Origin of the sequence: Azospirillum sp. BE72 (genome assembly GCF_031455875.1) — a bacterium.
GTDB lineage: Bacteria > Pseudomonadota > Alphaproteobacteria > Azospirillales > Azospirillaceae > Azospirillum.
Map to the genome: position 1 here is coordinate 1 of NZ_JAVDTO010000027.1, position 16435 is coordinate 16435.

General features: G+C 68.6%; 15 protein-coding genes. 8 read left to right on the forward strand and 7 right to left on the reverse strand.

Annotation, left to right across the window (positions count from 1 at the left end):
- The 3 genes from J2Y49_RS30805 to J2Y49_RS30815 all read right to left on the reverse strand — a co-directional run.
- On the reverse strand, positions 1-227 hold a 227-nt coding region (locus J2Y49_RS30805; protein WP_310119469.1), incomplete at its 3' end, for an NAD(P)-binding domain-containing protein.
- A 42-nt stretch (positions 228-269) separates the two neighbouring features.
- Positions 270-1604, reverse strand: coding sequence for a glucarate dehydratase (gene gudD / locus J2Y49_RS30810; RefSeq protein WP_310119471.1), 1335 nt, complete (start codon positions 1602-1604; stop codon positions 270-272).
- A gap of 99 nt (positions 1605-1703) precedes the next feature.
- On the reverse strand, positions 1704-3053 hold the full coding sequence (locus J2Y49_RS30815) for an MFS transporter (RefSeq protein ID WP_409017940.1): 1350 nt from the start codon (positions 3051-3053) through the stop codon (positions 1704-1706).
- 635 nt (positions 3054-3688) lie between these two features.
- On the opposite strand from J2Y49_RS30815, the gene J2Y49_RS30820 reads away from it, so the two are divergent.
- Positions 3689-3868: a hypothetical protein gene (locus J2Y49_RS30820; protein WP_310119474.1), complete on the forward strand. Its 180-nt coding sequence runs from the start codon at positions 3689-3691 to the stop codon at positions 3866-3868.
- Positions 3869-3919: 51 nt separating this feature from the next.
- On the opposite strand, the gene J2Y49_RS30825 is transcribed toward J2Y49_RS30820, so the two are convergent.
- Positions 3920-5005 carry a LacI family DNA-binding transcriptional regulator gene (locus tag J2Y49_RS30825; protein ID WP_310119476.1) on the reverse strand — a complete coding sequence of 362 codons (1086 nt, stop codon included), beginning with the start codon at positions 5003-5005 and terminating at the stop codon, positions 3920-3922.
- 382 nt (positions 5006-5387) lie between these two features.
- Here J2Y49_RS30825 and pyk point away from each other — a divergent pair, with 382 nt between their 5' ends.
- On the forward strand, positions 5388-6887 hold the full coding sequence (gene pyk / locus J2Y49_RS30830) for a pyruvate kinase (RefSeq protein ID WP_310119477.1): 1500 nt from the start codon (positions 5388-5390) through the stop codon (positions 6885-6887).
- 95 nt (positions 6888-6982) lie between these two features.
- Positions 6983-7237: a hypothetical protein gene (locus J2Y49_RS30835; RefSeq protein ID WP_310119478.1), complete on the forward strand. Its 255-nt coding sequence runs from the start codon at positions 6983-6985 to the stop codon at positions 7235-7237.
- A 20-nt stretch (positions 7238-7257) separates the two neighbouring features.
- Here J2Y49_RS30835 and J2Y49_RS30840 read toward each other — a convergent pair whose 3' ends face one another.
- Positions 7258-7788 carry an N-acetyltransferase family protein gene (locus J2Y49_RS30840; protein WP_310119480.1) on the reverse strand — a complete coding sequence of 177 codons (531 nt, stop codon included), beginning with the start codon at positions 7786-7788 and terminating at the stop codon, positions 7258-7260.
- A gap of 5 nt (positions 7789-7793) precedes the next feature.
- Complete coding sequence (locus J2Y49_RS30845) at positions 7794-9041, reverse strand: MFS transporter (RefSeq protein WP_310119481.1); 1248 nt, start codon at positions 9039-9041, stop codon at positions 7794-7796.
- A gap of 75 nt (positions 9042-9116) precedes the next feature.
- On the opposite strand from J2Y49_RS30845, the gene J2Y49_RS30850 reads away from it, so the two are divergent.
- The 3 genes from J2Y49_RS30850 (at position 9117) to J2Y49_RS30860 (ending at position 12971) form a co-directional block, all read left to right on the forward strand.
- Positions 9117-10007: a LysR family transcriptional regulator gene (locus J2Y49_RS30850; protein WP_310119482.1), complete on the forward strand. Its 891-nt coding sequence runs from the start codon at positions 9117-9119 to the stop codon at positions 10005-10007.
- A gap of 117 nt (positions 10008-10124) precedes the next feature.
- Positions 10125-12632, forward strand: coding sequence for a PAS domain-containing protein (locus J2Y49_RS30855; protein WP_310119483.1), 2508 nt, complete (start codon positions 10125-10127; stop codon positions 12630-12632).
- Between the two features lie 144 nt (positions 12633-12776).
- Positions 12777-12971, forward strand: coding sequence for a hypothetical protein (locus J2Y49_RS30860; RefSeq protein WP_310119485.1), 195 nt, complete (start codon positions 12777-12779; stop codon positions 12969-12971).
- A gap of 91 nt (positions 12972-13062) precedes the next feature.
- On the opposite strand, the gene J2Y49_RS30865 is transcribed toward J2Y49_RS30860, so the two are convergent.
- On the reverse strand, positions 13063-13467 hold the full coding sequence (locus tag J2Y49_RS30865; RefSeq protein WP_310119486.1) for a 6,7-dimethyl-8-ribityllumazine synthase: 405 nt from the start codon (positions 13465-13467) through the stop codon (positions 13063-13065).
- A gap of 413 nt (positions 13468-13880) precedes the next feature.
- Here J2Y49_RS30865 and J2Y49_RS30870 point away from each other — a divergent pair, with 413 nt between their 5' ends.
- Both J2Y49_RS30870 and J2Y49_RS30875 read left to right on the forward strand, forming a co-directional pair.
- Positions 13881-14987: a hypothetical protein gene (locus tag J2Y49_RS30870; RefSeq protein WP_310119489.1), complete on the forward strand. Its 1107-nt coding sequence runs from the start codon at positions 13881-13883 to the stop codon at positions 14985-14987.
- Complete coding sequence (locus J2Y49_RS30875) at positions 14984-16405, forward strand: hypothetical protein (RefSeq protein WP_310119490.1); 1422 nt, start codon at positions 14984-14986, stop codon at positions 16403-16405. Before J2Y49_RS30870 ends, J2Y49_RS30875 begins: the two co-directional genes overlap by 4 nt.
- Positions 16406-16435 lie beyond the last annotated feature (30 nt).

A 16435-nucleotide genomic window follows, 5' to 3' on the forward strand; every position in this document is an offset into this window, starting at 1 on the left:
CTGAACAGGACCTTCTCCACGTCGGGGGTGTCGGGGACCATGATGAAGACGATCCCGGCCTGTTCCGCCACCTCCTTGCCGGAGCCGCAGACGACGGCGCCGCCGGCGGTCAGCGTGCCGGGCACCGGGCCGACGGTGTGGACGAACAGCGCGTGGCCCGCCGCCTGCAGGTGGCCCGCCATCGGCGCCCCCATGATCCCCAATCCGATAAAGCCGATCTTGCTCATCTCTTTTCCTTCCAAAGTAACCGTGTCGTCGCGGGGCGGGGTTCAGCGAACCAGGCAGGGGCGCTTGTTGTCGAAGGTCCAGCCGGAGATCAGGTATTGCATGGCGATGGCGTCGTCGCGGGCGCCCAGGCCGTGTTCCTTGTAGAGCTCATGCGCCTTCGCCAGCTGGTCCATGTCGATCTCGACGCCCAGGCCCGGCTTCTGCGGCACGGCGACCAGACCGCCCTTGATCTGGAACGGCTCCTTGGTCAGGCGCTGGCCGTCCTGCCAGATCCAGTGGGTGTCGATCGCGGTGATCTTGCCCGGCGCCGCGGCGGCGACGTGGGTGAACATCGCCAGCGAGATGTCGAAGTGGTTGTTGGAGTGCGAGCCCCAGGTCAGGCCCCATTCATGGCACATCTGGGCGACGCGGACGGAGCCCTGCATGGTCCAGAAATGCGGATCGGCCAGCGGGATGTCGACCGACTGCAGCTGAATCGCGTGGCCCATCTGGCGCCAGTCGGTGGCGATCATGTTGGTCGCCGTCGGCAGCCCGGTGGCGCGGCGGAACTCCGCCATCACCTCGCGGCCCGAATATCCCTTCTCGGCGCCGCAGGGGTCCTCGGCATAGGCCAGCACGTCGCCCTTGCCCTTGCACAGGCGGATCGCCTCCTCCAGCGACCAGGCGCCGTTGGGGTCGAGCGTGATGCGCGCCTGGGGGAAGCGCTTGGCGAGCGCGGTCACCGCCTCGATTTCCTCCTCGCCGGCCAGGACACCGCCCTTCAGCTTGAAGTCGTTGAAGCCGTAGCGGTCATGGGCGGCCTCCGCCAGCCGGACCACCGCCTCGGCGGTCAGGGCCTCTTCATGGCGCAGGCGGAACCAGTCGTTCTTGGCATCGGGTTCGCTGCGATAGGGCAGGTCGGTCCTGGTGCGGTCGCCGACATAGAACAGGTAGCCCAGCATCTCGACCGCGTCGCGCTGCTGGCCCTCGCCGAGCAGGGCGGCGACCGGAACCTCCAGGAACTGGCCCAGCAGGTCGAGCAGGGCCGCTTCCAGCGCGGTGACGGCATGGATGGCGATGCGCAGGTCGAAGGTCTGCAGGCCGCGGCCGCCGGAATCGCGGTCGGCGAAGGCCTTGCGGGCGGCGTTCAGGATGTTGTTGAAGGCGCCGATCGGCTGGCCGACCACCAGGGCGCGGGCGTCCTCCAGGGTCTGGCGGATCTTCTCGCCGCCGGGGACCTCGCCGACGCCGGTGTGGCCGGCGCTGTCCTTCAGGATGACCACGTTGCGGGTGAAGAAGGGGGCGTGGGCGCCCGACAGGTTCAGCAGCATCGAGTCATGGCCGGCGACCGGCACGACCAGCATTTCGGTGACTTTGGGGGAGGATTGGGTGGCCATGGCGGGAACTCCAGGGAAGGGGCGCGGCAATCGGTGCCGCGCTCCGCATTCGGATGATCGTGTGATGAGGGGGGCGGTTCAGGGCTTGGCGCGGGCGGGTCAGAGCGTCTTGAGTTCCACGCGCTTGATCTCGCCGACGATGAACAGGTAGCTGAGGATGGCGACCGCGGCGTTGGCGGCGACGAAGATCAGCGCGCCGTCGAAGGAACCGGACGCGGCGACCAGATAACCGATGACGATCGGGGTGGTGATGCCGGCGGTGTTGCCGAAGGTGTTGAACAGGGCACCCGACAGGCCGCCGATCTCCTTCGGCGAGGTGTCGGCCACGACGGCCCAGCCCAGCGCGCCGATGCCCTTGCCGAAGAAGGCGAGCGCCATGATGGCGACGACCAGCCATTCGGCATCGACGTAGTTGCAGGCGATCATGCTCATCGACATCAGCATGCCGAGCACGATCGGCGTCTTGCGGGCGACGGACAGCGAGTAGCCCTTCTTGATCAGCCAGTCGGAGATCACGCCGCCCAGCACGCCGCCGATGAAGCCGGCGATGGCGGGGACCGAGGCGATCAGGCCGGCCTTCAGGATGGTCATGCCGCGGCCCTGGACGAGGTAGACCGGGAACCAGGTCAGGAAGAAGTAGGTCAGCGTGGTGATGGCGTATTGGCCGATGTAGATGCCCAGCAGCATGCGGTTGGACAGCAGCTGCTTCAGGTAACCGAGCTTCGGACCGCCGCCGGCCTTGGCCTTCTTGGCGTTGTCCATGTCGACCAGACCGCCGCCCTGCTCGATGTGGTCGAGTTCGGCCTTGTTGATGAGCGGGTGGTCCTTCGGGCTGTACAGAACCTTCATCCAGACGAAGCCGAGCACGATGCCCAGCACGCCCATGACGTAGAAGACGTACTGCCAACCATAGGTCGCGGTGATCCACGCCATCAGCGGGGCAAAGATGACGGTGGCGAAATACTGCGCCGAATTGAAGACGGCCGAGGCGGTGCCGCGTTCCGCCGTCGGGAACCAGGCGGAGACGATGCGCGAGTTCGCCGGGAAGGACGGCGCTTCGGTCAGGCCGACCATGAAGCGCAGGGCGAACAGCGTGAGGATCGCCGTGCCGGCGCCGAGGAAGCCGACGAAGCCCTGCATCAGGGTGAAGAACGACCAGGTGATCAGGCTGAAGAAATAGATGGTCTTGGAACCGAACCGGTCGAGCAGCCAGCCGCCGGGAAGCTGGGCCAGCACATAGGCCCAGCCGAAGGCGGAGAACACGTACCCCATGGCAACGGCGTCGAGGCCGAGCTGCTTGGAGGCGGCGGGACCGGCGATCGACAGCGTGGCGCGGTCGGCATAGTTCACGGCGGTCAGGATGAACAGCATGAGCACGATCAGATAGCGCACATGCGTCGGCTTCGCCTGGGCGGCGGCTGCCTTCGCTGCTGTTGGCGGTGTGGCCATTCCGTCAACCACCGTGTCGGTTGGTATGGAGGCTTCAGCGGACATGGACATTGCTCCCTATGATACCGCCCGGCTCCAGCCCGATTCTTGCTTTTTGGGGGCTTTGGCGTGTGCCTTGCGGAAGGTCACGGTTTGGCGCTTCTGCGGGTCCTGCCAGTGGGCGGTCCCTTGGTTTCGCAGCGCTATCAGTGACGAATTGATAGCGCTGCCATTCAGCAGATCCAAGGGAAAAATTCGTCTCTTCCACGGCATCTATGACAACGCTGTCAGGGAAAAAAGAACGTGATCCGTCTAAGGCCCTGAAAACAAAAAGCTCTTCTCACGACCTGCGGCAGGGCGCCGCATCGTTTGCCAAGGTCAGGCTATACTTCCGGGGAGAGGGAATGGTCACGACCGCTGCTGCGCTTCTGCTCTGCGACCGACAAGTCATTGCCAAATTATAGGGCTGCGAGCGGCAAGGAACCGTTGGGTCGAAATCCATAATAGCGCTGCGCTGCACTGCGGCATCGGAAAACCAGTCATGCGGCACCGGCTGTTGTGCGCAGTGACAGCGCTGTCAACAATGATGGGCATCGACGGGGACGGCCCCGCCGCCCTTTCACCCGATGCCTGCGCATCGCGATCAGGAGCGTAAAATGTCAGAACAGCCGGCGGAATTTCATCGCTTCGCCTTGAAGTTCATGATCATGGCGATACTCGCCGCGGCGGTGGAGCTCGCCGTGTTGCACGGAATCGACCCAGGCGAGGGCGAAGCCGGCCATGCGGAGTGGGTCCGGAATGTTCCGGTGTTCGGCATCGACCTTCCCTTTACCTGATCGGGTCCTTTACCGGACCTTCCCTTTCCCTGGCCAGCGGACAGGCCGGGCTCAGGTGCTTTCCCGCTCGACGATCTCGAAGCCGATGTCGACGATCTTTTCGACGGGCTTGTCTTCGAACCGGGCGAGCATCGCTTCGGCCGACAGCCGGCCGATCGCCTGCCGGTCGATCCGCACGGTGGAGAGGGCGGGATAGGTGTAGGGGGCGAATTCCAGGTCGCCGAAGCCCATGATCGCGAGATCGCCCGGCACCGACAGGCCACGGGCCTGGGCTTCCGTCAGGACGCCTTGCGCAAGCGCATCGGAGCTGCAGAAGACGGCATCCGGAGGCTGCGGCCCGTCCAGCAGCTTCGCCAGCCCTTCGCGTCCAAGCTTCAGGTTGCCGGGCGCCGGCAGGATCGCGACCTGGATGTCGGTGACGCCACGCTCGGCCGCGGCCTCCTCGAAGCCCCGGCGGCGAACGGCGGCGCGTTCGTCGCTCGCCCAGACCAGCCCGAGGCGGCGGTATCCCTTGCCGATCAGATAGGCGGCCACCGCGCGCCCGAGCTTCTCATGCGAGAAGCCGACGAGCATGTCGATGGGCGTGGGCGTGAGATCCCAGGTCTCCACGACTGGAATCTTCGCCGCCAGAAGCCGCTGCCGGCTTTGCGGCGAATGGGTGATGCCGGTGAGGAACACCGCGTCGGGGCGGCGGCTCAGCACCGTGGCGAGCAGCTCGTCCTCCCGCGAGGCCGGATAGCCCGACAGGCCCAGCAGCACCTTGTAGCCGGCCTCGCCCAGCCGGTCGGTCAGGCATTCGACCGCCTCGGCGAAGATCGAGTTGCCGATGGTCGGGACGATCGCCGCGACCAGCCGGCTGCGCTTGGAGGCGAGGCCGCCGGCCAGCAGGTTCGGCACATAGCCGCTGCGGGCGATCACCTCCCGCACATGCTCCAGCGTGTCCTTGGTCACCAGTTCCGGCCGGTTGATCGCCCGTGAAACGGTGATCGGCGCCACCCCGGCCATCCGCGCCACTTCTTCCAGCGTGACGCTGCCGGAAGAGCGGCTGGAAGTACGGGGCGCGGCTTTTTTTTGATCCGGCTGGGGCGCCTTCTTGCCCGGCTTCCGTTTGGTATGGGTGGGGAGAGAATCCGACACGTATGTACCTTCGGTAAGCCGGTTCAACAGTTCAGGACAACATAGGGCTGTCGGGCGCCGTTTGCCAAGTTCCGGAGGGTCCGGTCCAAGCCCCTTCGGCAAGATGAACGAGAGGATGGGCGACTTGTCGCAGGAAGCGATCAAGAAAATCCTTCTCAAGCCATGGGCACGGCGATACGGTGCCGGATGACAGCGCTGTCATAAACCGGCGTGGCCGGGATCGGATGCGATCCGCCGCTGGCCGGGAGCGCGGTCCCCAATCCTCTGCCCGCTGCGCCAGCCCCGGTTCCGGGCGGCGCCGGTGCTCCGCCGTCCCGGCGATGCCGCAGCCCACACGCCGTGCCGCATTCCGCCGCGCCTCATCTTCAGGAGTAACCAGCCCATGGCCCTTCTCCGCAGCAGCCCATCAGGCCTTCCGCCGCGTCAGCGCAAGACCAAGATCGTGGCGACACTCGGACCGTCCAGTTCGACGCCGGAGCGCATCCGCGAGCTGTTCGTCACCGGGGTCGACGTCTTTCGCCTGAATTTCAGCCACGGCAGCCACGCGGACCATGGCGAGCGGCTGCGGGTGATCCGCGAGATGGAGCAGGAATTCGGCCGTCCCATCGCGATCATGGCCGATTTGCAGGGGCCGAAGCTGCGGCTCGCCACCTTCCGCGACGGGTCGATCACCCTCAGCCCGGGGCAGGCGCTGCGGCTGGACCTGTCGCCCGAACCGGGGGACGGGACGCGCGTGGGCATGCCGCATCCCGAGATCTTCGCGGCCCTCCGGCCGGGGGCTGAACTGCTGCTGGATGACGGACGGGTCCGGCTCAGCGTCACCGCCTGCGGGTCGGACCATGCCGATACGGTGGTGGTCAGCGGCACCCGCCTGTCGGACCGCAAGGGCGTGAACGTGCCGGGCGTGGTGCTGCCGCTGTCGGCGCTGACCCAGAAGGACCGCCTGGATCTGAGCTTCGCGCTGGAGCAGCACGTTGACTGGGTCGCGCTCAGCTTCGTGCAGCGGCCGGAGGACGTGGCGGAAGCGCGCCGGCTGATCGGCGGACGTGCCGCGCTGCTGTCGAAGATGGAGAAGCCGCAGGCGATCGAGCATCTCGAACTGATCGTCGAACTGTCGGACGGCGTGATGGTCGCGCGCGGCGACCTCGGCGTCGAACTGCCGCCGGAGGATGTCCCGGCGCTTCAGAAGCGGATCGTGCGCGAGGCCCGTCTGGCCGGCAAGCCGGTGATCGTCGCCACCCAGATGCTGGAATCGATGGTGTCCGCCCCTGCGCCGACGCGGGCCGAGGCGTCGGACGTCGCGACGGCGGTCTATGACGGCGCCGACGCCGTCATGCTGTCGGCCGAAACGGCGTCGGGCGAGTATCCGGTGGAAGCGGTGTCGATCATGGACCGCATCGCGCAGCGCGTCGAAGCCGACCCGCTTTACCGCAAGATCGTCGAATCCCAGCACCCGAGCCTGCAGGAAACCTCCGCCGACGCGATCACCGCGGCGGCCGGCCAGGTTGCCAGGACGATCCATGCGGCGGCGATCGTGACCTACACCACCTCCGGCTCGACGACCTTGCGCGCCAGCCGGGAACGGCCGGACGTGCCGGTCCTTTGCCTGACGTCGAGCATGGCCACGGCGCGCCGGCTGCAGCTTGCCTATGGCGTGCACAGCCTCCACACGCGCGACATCGGCAGCTTCTCCGAGATGGTGCAGAAGGCCGTCCGCTATGCCCATGCCAGCGGGCTTGCCCAGGAAGGCCAGCGCGTCGTCATCACCGCCGGCGTGCCCTTCGGTGTTCCGGGCAACACCAACATCCTGCGGATCGCCTGGGTGGAGCGGCCGTCGCAGGGCTCCTCGATGCAACGCGAGACCGCGGCATGTTTTCCGTGAGCGGCGCCTGTTGTGACGATCGGCCGCATGGTTCAAGCTGATCCCGGCACATGAGGCCTGTCGAAAGAGGCCCGATGGGAAGGGGAGGACGCAGCATGGCCCTGCCGGATCGCGACGACACCGGACCCGGCGGCGGGAAAGGCCCGCTGGCCGGGGTGGACCGCCGGCTGCTGGCGGCGGCGCTGGCCCTGGCGCTGCTGACACTGTTGGCGGTGCTGGACCAGCATCGGCCGACGCCGGGCTCGGCCCCGCCGGTCGATTGGCGCCTGCCCGCGGTGGAGCTGCCGCGGACGGTGCCGATGGCGAAGGCGCCCAGCCCACGCCGGGACGAGCTGCTGGGGGCGGATTGATCGGGGCGGATTGAGCCGGGTCAGCCGACCGGCAGCCCGTCGCTCCCCTCGCCCAGCGGGCGTTCCATCAGAACGCTGTCCAGCCAGCGGCCGAACTTGAAGCCGACCGCCGGCAGCACCCCGACCGGACGGAAGCCGCAGGCGGCATGCAGGCCGATGGAGCCGTGGTTGGCGCTGTCGCCGATCACCGCGATCATCCGACGGTATCCTGCCGCCTCGCAGATCTCGATCAGCGGCTCCATCAGCGCCCGGCCGATGCCGCGCCGGCCCATGCCGTCGGCGACGTAGACGGAGCTCTCCAGCGTGAAGCGGTAGGCGCTGCGCGTGCGGTAGAGCCCGGCATAGGCGTAGCCGGCAAGCCGCCCCTCGCACTCCGCCACCAGATAGGGCAGGCCGCGGGCCAGGATGTCGGCGCGGCGGCGGGCCATTTCGGCCTCGTCCGGCGGAACCTCCTCGAACGATGCGGTGCCGTGCAGGACATGGCGGGCGTAGATTGCGGCGATGGCGGGGATGTCGGCGTCGGTGGACGCCCGCACGGTGATGGCAGGCATATGTTTCAACTCCGGTGAGGACGGTCGGCGGGAAGGAGAAGGGCGCAGACGGTCGCCAACCCGCCGCCGACGCCGAGAAGCGCGAAACCCCAGCCCCAGGGAGAGCCTCCCATCGGGCCGCCCATGCCGCCGGCCTGATCCAGCACCAGCCCGACCGCCAGCGGTGCGGCGCCGCCGGCGCCGAAGCCGAGGATGGAGCGCACGGCCAGCGCCGCCCCCAGGCTGCCCGGCTCGACCGATTCCGTCATCGCCGTGGACAGGACGGGGGAATCGCCCAGCGCCGAGAAGCCGTAGAGGGCGGCAACCGCCAGCACCAGGACGAGCGGCATCCCGTCCATCCAGCCGATGGTGAAGGAACAGGCCGCACCCAGCAGCCCCATCGCCACCAGAACGGCCCGCCGGCCCAGCCGATCCGACGCCCGGCCCATCAGCAGCGACGACAGGAAGCCCGAGAGATGGATGGCCGCGGCGATCCACAGGCCGCGAACGCCGGCTCCGCCGTCTCCCGAGCCGCTGAGGCTGGCGGTGAGGAAGGCGGGAAGCCAGGCCCACATGCCCAGCAGTTCCCAGCAATGGGTGGTGTAGCCGGCGGTCAGCAGAAAGGACCGGCGGTCGGCCAGGAAGCGGAAGGCGCCGCGCAGCCGCCGTGCGCCGCCGCCGGCGACCAGATTGACGCGCCCGCGCAGTCCCGGCGTGGCGAGCAGCGCCGCCAGCAGCGGTCCCATCCCGCAGGCGATGAAGGCGGCCTCGTAGCCGAACCGCTCCGCCAGCCATGCTGCAAGTGCAATGGAGGCGAAGTAGCCGAGCGACCCCGCCGCCAGCAGCCAGCCGACCGCCGCACCCCGCCGCGCCGTCGGCACGCCCTGCGCCACCAGCATGATGGAGGGGGCGTAGGTTCCGCCCTGCGTCAGCCCCATCAGCGCGAACAGCAGCAGGCCGCTTTCCGCCGAGCGGGCGAAGAAGGCGAAGGCGAGGCCGGTCAGGGCCGTGGCCCAGCTCGCCCACAGGAACACGCGCTTGGCGCCCAGGCTGTCGGCGAACCAGGAGGATCCCACCAGCGACAGGGCATAGCCGATGTTGAAGGCGGTCTGGATCGATCCGGCCTCTCCCGCCGACATGCCCCAGGCCTGCATCGCCGGCACGAGCGCGCCGGCATAGACCATGAAGGACAGCGACGTGGCGAAGCGGCTGGCGCACAGCAGCACGAGCCATGTGGAGGAGGGGGCGGAGGAGGGAATGGCTGCGGTCGTCATGGCCCCACCGTCGCGGACCGCCGTGGAAAAGGCAAATTTATTGATTTGATCCGAATCATAAGGAAAGCTGGGGGTATGCGCGGCCTGAACCTCGACCAGCTCATCACCTTCGCCACCGTCGTCGAGCATGGCGGCTTCACCGAGGCGGCAAGCCGGCTCGGCCTGACCCAGCCGGCCGTCAGCATGCAGATCCGCAATCTGGAGGAACGCTTCGGCGTGCGGCTGGTGGAGCGGGTGGGAAAGCGCGCATTGCCGACGGCGGCCGGCCGCGACCTGCTGCCCTTCATCCGCCGCATGCGCGACGAGGTGGACGCGGCATCCGCCGCCATGGGACGCCACCGGGCCGGGCAGGCGGGACGCGTGCGCATCGGCACCGGCGCCACCGCCTGCATCTACCGGCTGCCGCCGATCCTGACCGCACTGCGCGCCGCCCAACCGGGGCTGGAGATCATCGTGGTCACCGGCAACACGCCCGACATCCTGGACGCGGTGGAGGCCGGAACGCTGGACCTCGCGCTGGTCACGCTGCCGGCCGTCCGCGCCGGCCTGTCCATCGAACCGGTGTGCAGCGAGGACCTCGTTTGCGTCGGGCCGCGGATCGGGGATGGGCCGGCGCCGGACGGCATCGCCCCGGCGGCACTGGCGGACGGGGCGCTGATCCTCTACGAGCGCGGCGGAACCATGCGGGCGGTGATCGACGGCTGGTTCATGGCCGGCGGAGTGCAGCCGCGCCCGGCGATGGAACTCGGCAATGTCGAGGCGATCAAGAACCTCGTCGCCGCCGGGCTCGGCCGGTCGATCCTGCCGTCCGTCACCGTCCAGGGACCGGGCGACTGCGACCGCTTCGCAGTCCAACCTCTGTCTCCGCCGTTGGTTCGCACGCTAGGGTTGGTTTTGCGGCGTGACAAAGTACCTGATCCCGGCGTGCGTGCAATGGTCAGGGCGATTACAAATATGCGGTATTGATAAAGATAAAATTGATCGCTTCTTCAATCATCAGTCCTATTTCCTTTGGAGGGTTTACAGGGGCTTTCGGTCTTGCGCACTCTCGTCTACTGAGACTTTCGTTTTTCTTGAGCGCCTATGACCAAGCCGCAGTCTCTCCCGGATGAGCCCGCGACCAGCCGGATGGGGGGCGGGGCGGGTCCGGATGCCCAACCGAACGCTTCCCCGAACACTCAGCCGACTGTCCAACCGGGTACCGCTCCCGATGCGCAGCTGGCGGCGCGGGTGGAAGAGCTGGAGCAGGAGAATGCGCGGCTGCGGGCCACGCTCGCCACCGCCTGCACCGGCTGCGACGACCTGCTGACGGTTACCGCGCTCAACGAGGATCTGCGCACCGCCTTCGATGCCCTGGAGCACAGCCGCGCCGCCCATGCAGACAGTGAAAGGCGGCTGCGCGCCATCCTGGACAGCGCCGTCGGCCACGCCATCCTGACTTTAGCGCCGGACGGCAGGGTGACCAGCTGGAATCCCGGTTCCGTCCGCATCCTGGGCTGGACGGAGGAGGAGGCGCAGGGCCGGCCGGTCGACTTCCTTTTCCCGCCGGAGGATGCCGTGGCCGGAGTGCCCGACGCGCTGAGGCTGCGGGCGCTGGCCGAAGGGCGCATCCAGGAGGAGCGCGCCTTCCGCCGCCGCGACGGCTCCGCGGTCTGGGGGGCGCTGACCATCCTGCCGCTGCAGGGCGACGAGGAGGGGTTCCTGTGGATCCTGCACGACCGCTCCGACGAGCGGCGGATGGAGGAGGCCATCGCCGACGCGCGCAAGCGTGCCAGCGACATCCTCGACAGCATCGACGAGGCGCTGGTGGCGCTCGACCGCGATTACCGGGTGATCTACCAGAACCGGCGGGCCGAGCAACTCGACCATCAGCCCTTGTCGGCGATCCGGGGCCGCCGCCTGTGGGAGATCTGGCCCCAGCTCGCCGGCTCCGATCTGGAGGCGCTGTGCCGCAAGACCATGACGGAGCGGGTGCCGACCAGCATGGAGAAACGCCTGGACGGCGAGGACACCACGCTGTGGCTGGAAATCCGTATCCTGCCGACGGCGGAGGGGGTGGGCTGCTTCTCCCGCGACATCACCATGCGCAAGCGCGCGGAGGAGGAGGCGCGCGCCTCGCACGAGCGGGCGGTCTTGATCCTGGAGAGCATCAGCGACGCCTTCTATGCCGTCGATCACGACTGGCGCTTCACCTACATCAACCGCAAGGCGGAACAGCTGTGGGGCCGGTCGCGCGACACCCTGCTGGGCCGGCGCTTCTGGGACGCCTTCCCCAAGGTACTGGGCAGCGAGGCGTTCGAGGCGCAGAAGCAGGCGGTGCGCGAAGGGCGGGAGATGACCGTCGAGGTCAAGTCTCCCATCCTCGGCGACTGGGTCGAGATCAGCATGTATCCCAGCCCGGACGGGCTTTCGGTCTATTTCCGCGACATCACCGCCCGCCGGCAGGCGCAGCAGGCGCTGATGCAGGCGAAGGAGTCGGCGGAGGCGGCCGACCACGCCAAGGGCAAGTTCCTGGCCGCCGCCAGCCACGACCTGCGCCAGCCGCTGCAGGCGCTGCTGCTGTTCGTCGACGTGCTGAAGCCCCATGTGCAGGGCAGCCAGGGGGCCAACGCGCTGAAGCATCTCGGCCGCGGGCTGGACGCGCTGAAGGAGTTGCTGGACAGCCTGCTGGACATGTCGCGGCTCGACGCCGGGGTGGTGCAGCCGAACATCGAGACCGTGCCCATGGTCCCCCTGTTCGACCACATCGCCGCCTCCTACCGGCCGGTCGCCGCGGCCAAGGGGCTGGAGCTTCATGTCCTGTCCTGCAACGCCTCCGCCCGCACCGACCGCACGCTGCTGACCCGCATGGTGCGCAATCTGGTGGAGAACGCGCTGCGCTATACCGAGAGCGGCCGGATCGACATCGAATGCCGGCAGGCCGGCGACCGCCTGGTGATCGAGGTGCGCGACACCGGCATCGGCATCCCGCCCGACCATCTGGAACGCATCTGGGAGGAGTTCCATCAGGTCGGCAATCCGGAACGCGACCGCAACCGCGGCCTTGGCCTCGGCCTTGCCATCGTGCGGCGGCTGTCGCAGCTGCTGAACCATCCCGTCGACGTCCAGTCGAAGCCGGGGCAGGGGACCAGCTTCGTCATCGCCCTGCCGCTCGGCCGGGCCATCGAGCGTCCGCTCGGCCCGGCGGAGGCGACGACGACCGGCCACGGCCGCTTCGCCGTGGTGGTGGACGACGACGCCATCGTGCTGCTGGGGCTGGAGACGATCTTCCGCGAATGGGGCTATGAGGTGCTGGTCGCCGGTTCCGCCGAAAAGGCGGTGGAGGCGCTGCGCCGCAGCGGCCGCCGTCCCGATCTGGTCGTCGCCGACTACCGCCTGCGCGAAGGCCGCTTCGGGACGGAGGCCATCGCCGGCATCCGCGCGCTGTTCGAGGAGGCGGGCGGCCCGCCGGTTCCGGGCCTGATCCTGACCGGCGAGACCGGCCCCGAGTGCGAACGCGACGCCTCCTCCCTTGGGCTGGGCATCATCCACAAGCCGGTGACCCCGCGCCAGCTCAGCCACGCGCTCAGCGAACTGCTGGGGTTGCATTGACCGGGTTTGCGCCCTTCCTCGCCATCCGGAGGAAAGGCGCAAATGTCGCGGCTCGGGTTCCGGCCCGGACTTTGTTCGACCGCGGCACGGCCCTAAGCTGAAGAGCTCGGCATGCTGTCTTGCGGAGGCTCCGCGGGAGGGATCGTGAGTATTCTCGGATGGCTCGCCATGCTCTGCGGCGGGGCGTGGGCATTGCTGGCGGTGGTGTTCATGGGGCTGGACGCGCCGGAGAGCACCCTGACGGTGCTGATCGCTACACCCGGCGCACTGCTGGCGCTGCTTGGGCTGGGGCTGGTCGTTCTTGGAAGTGCTTTGGGAGCGTCGCGGCGGTCGCGTTAGGTGCGGGCGCCCCGACGACCGGGGGCGGCCTGCCGTTCGGCGGGGCGATGCGTGTTGTGCATCGGTGGAGCCCCGCCGAAACGCAAATGCGTCAGCCCTGTTCGATCAGGTCGGCGCAGGCGTTCACCGCGGCGGCGGCGTAGGGGCGGACGCGCGGCGGGATCTGCGACGGGTTGATGCCCGGCCCGAGGATGCCGACGCCGACCGGCTTCATGAACTGAAGCTGCAGGTCGATCAGGCTGCGGATCACCGCATGGCCCATGACGTTGCCATGCTCGGTCTCGCCCCGCTCGATGATGCCCAGCGCCACCGCGCCGGCCACGTCGTCGCGCATCAGCAGGCGCTTGATCGCCAGCGGCTTTTCCATCGAACCGGGGACCCAAACCTCCGCGACGATGCCGAGACCCCGGCGGGCGGCGACCGCGCGCGCCTCGTCCAGCATCTCCTCCCCCTCTTTGCGGTGGAACCGTCCGAGCACGATGCCGATGTTGCTCACCCTCTGTCTCTCCCCTGATTGGCGGCCTGAAGTCCGGCGGTCTGAAGTGTTACGGTCTGAACCTGCGCCCAAACTGTCGCGTCGCCGCGCAAAGCGCAAGGGGCGTCGCCTGTTCGAAAGTTTCTGCTGACCCTTGAAAGATGTCGCACTCCATTTCGAAGGGCGGCCCGTCTTCCGCCGCACTGCATCAAGGCTTCGGCGAAGGATAACCGTTCGCGGTCAAGGTTCGGCTTTGCATACGGTTCGTTCCCAACTGCGGCAGGCCGTCGCAGCGTGCTACAAATCGGTACAAATTGCTCGCCGCCGCTTGTGTTGCGACCATGTAGTAATGGGTGGGTATGGCGCGCACCGGTCCTGGCCTGAAGGGCGGCGCGGCCGTAACAGATCGATCAGGCGAATCCGGAACGGCAATCATGTTGAAGGGTGCGATCGAGTACGCGCCGTCGACCTTCGAGGAACGGGGGGCCGCGGTGGCCTTCACCACGCCGCTGCTGTCGCAGACCCGCGTGCGCCGCGGCGAACGGTCCAAGCTGGAGGTGCTGATTCCCAGCCTGTCGCAGGGCATGGGCATCTATGTGGTCGCCTGGAAATCGGTGCCCGACATGGTGTCGATGACCATGCACGACCGCTATCTCCATGACCTGATCGTGAAGGAGGACGCCTGTTCCCCCCATGAGATCCGCCGGGCGACGCTGAAGGCGGCGCGGCGCGGGCTGGCCGGGCCGAAGGCGGCGCAGGCCGCCCGCCTCGCGCTGGAAGAGGATGAGGAGCAGAGCACCCTCACCCACTACCTGCTGATCCTGTCGATCCTGAAGGCGGTCGGGCTGGAATCGCCGGACATGCTGAAGGCCGGCATCGACACCGACGAAGGGCAGCGGCTGACCCGCCAGCTGATGACCCGCGCGGCGGAAAGCCTGCGGATGGACGCGACCCTGCTCTATTCCCGGCTGGCCGACGTCGCCGCGGTCGCCGCCCCGGTCGGACTGGCGCGCTCGCCCAAGCCCGGCCGGCTGACGCGCGGGCTGACCGACCTGAAGGGCTTCCGCGACAGCCTGACCGACTGGGCGCGCGAGGTGCCGAGCGAGGCCGCCCCGGTCGCCGCCTTCTGCGCGGAGGTGGCGCAGCACACCATCGCCATCGGCGACAAGGTTCTGGGCGACTTCCATCGCCGCATCGAGGCGATCGGTCCGCTGATGCGCGACTGGGACAGCGAGATCGTCCGCGTGCGCGCCCAGGCGGCGCGGATGGCGTGGCTGCTCGACGGCTGGAGCCACATCACCGGGGCCTGGGAGGTGGCGCAGACCGAGGACCACCACCAGCAGGCCGCGACCGTCAACGACCTGTTCCGCATCCTGCCGCTGCTGCCGAGGAAGGAATCCAGCCGCGACTTCGTGGAGGATGCCAAGCAGGTGAGGCAGGCCCAGCGCCGCTCCGTCCGCATGCTGGAGGATTGGCGCACGGGCCAGATGGACATGGACGCCATCCGCCGGATCGAGGCGGTGAAAGCGCGCTCGCCATGACGCAGAAGGCGGACGGAACGGGGGAGGTCGACCGCCTGCCGGGGCTGGAGAGCCGGCTGTTCGACATCCCCGAGGACAAGTTCATCGAGGTCGTCCGCCTGCTGGAGCGGGTGCGCGACCATCCCGACGTGCGCCAGACCTTCGCCGCCATCCGCCCGCGGCTGGTTCAGGTGCGGCCGGGCCGCCGGCCGACGATCAAGCGCGTCCTGTGCATGCCGTTCGAGGATGTGCTGGAAAGCTTCAGCGGCGCCGACGTGCCGCTGGGCCGCATCGAGCGGCGGGTGATCGAACCGGTCTGGCGGCTGGTGACGGAGTGCGGCGACACCGCCCTGATCGACCAGCTCGACCGGCAGGTGCAGGAGACGGCACCCGGCAACCTCAACGCGCTGCGCAACATCGGGCGCCGGCTGTGGCCGATGGCCGCCCAGGCGATCCGGTCGGCGGTGGAGCAGGACGGATCGCGCCAGCTGGTCTGGCGGCTGCTGCACGGCGACGAGGAGCTGCGGCGGCAGGTTCTGGACGTTGCCGCCTTCCTGGACATCGGCCTGACGGTGGAGGCGCTGAAGGACGCGCTGGCGCCCAAGCCGCTGCCGGCGCTGGACGACCACCATGTCCAGGCCATCGAGCAGGCGGCCCAGGCGGCGGCGCGCCAGTCGCCGACGCTGGTCAATCACCTGCTGCTGGTCGCCGCCTCCCGCATGGCGAACCCGGCCGACCTGCTGGCCGTGCTGAACGACATCGACCTCGGCAAGGCGCGGCGGGAGCAGCCGGTGATCTTCGCCCAACTGAGCGGGCTGGTCGTCACCAACCTGGAGGAGCGGAGCGTCCGCCTGGACGGGAACGTCTATGGCAAGGGCGACGGGGCCGGCGGAGCTGCCGTCGCCATCGCTCCGGAGGAGGCCATCGCCATCGCCGAACGGCTGGTCGCCAGCGTCAACACCACCTCCGCCGTCATGGATTTCCTGGCCGAGCCGGTCTATCGCGAGCGGCTGGACGCGGTGAAGGCGGCGGTGCGGACAATGGTGACCGGCAGCGTTCTCGACACCGCGCCCCAGGGCATCCTGACCGCGGTGGCGGCTCCCGCCGCCAATGGCCGGCCGGTTGCCGTGGACGACGACGCCCAGACCGTGGCGGAGGACCATGCCCGCGCCTTGCGCCGGTGCGAGGGACTGGCCGACGCGCTCGGCCTGCACCAGCCGCTGAAAGATGCCATGGCGTCGATGGAAAAGGGCCTGCTGGAGCGGGCGCACGCCCTGCTGGCGCAGTATCCCAAGGCCGCCGGCGACCCGGACGACGCGGAGACGGCGGAGATCAACCTGTTCTACGCCCTGCGCCTGCTGGAAATGGTCGCCGGCCCCGCCAAGGCCGACCGGCTTCGCACCGCAATCATGGCGGCTACGGGAGAGTTCGCGGAGTAGGGGGTGTTCCCTCTCCCGCCCCGGGAGAGG